This is a genomic window from Vibrio sp. 1078-1 (assembly GCF_033340475.1).
The window spans coordinates 1-536 of sequence record NZ_JAWOWM010000806.1 but is presented as its reverse complement, the minus strand read 5'-3'; the positions used below and the strand labels follow the sequence as shown (position 1 = coordinate 536).

Below are 536 nucleotides of genomic sequence, written 5' to 3'. Positions count from 1 at the left end.
GCCTGCGCACCAAGGCCGAGGAGCGGAGCAGATATTGTTCCCTGCTCTGATTGAACGTATGCGCCAAGTACGTGGCGGTGAAACGCCGGTGTTCATCTCGAACTATCACTTTGATACTACTGCGGGGCATATTGAGCTCAACGGCGGTAAGGCTATCAACGTTGTGACGGAAGAAGCGTTCGATACCACGACGCCTTACGATTGGAAAGGTAACTTCGACCTCAACAAACTGGTAGAAACGATTGAAGAGCATGGCTCGAAGAACATCTGTGCCATCATCACGACAGTGACGTGTAACAGCTCGGGTGGCCAACCGGTATCGATGGAAAACATGCGCAGCGTGTACGAAATTGCCACCAAATACGATATCCCAGTGGTGATTGACTCGGCTCGCTATTGTGAGAATGCTTATTTCATCAAACAGCGTGAAGAAGGCTACGCTGACAAGTCGATTTTGGAAATCATTCGTGAAATGTATCAATACGGCGATATGCTCACGATGTCTGCCAAGAAAGATCCAATGGTGAACATTGGTG

The 536-nt window shown here is 49.1% G+C and carries 1 protein-coding gene; it reads left to right on the top strand.

Annotated elements, in window-relative coordinates; all coding sequences use genetic code 11:
• Positions 1-536 (top strand): aminotransferase class I/II-fold pyridoxal phosphate-dependent enzyme (locus R7190_RS30175; RefSeq protein ID WP_318138249.1); only part of this gene is annotated, 536 nt, incomplete at both ends.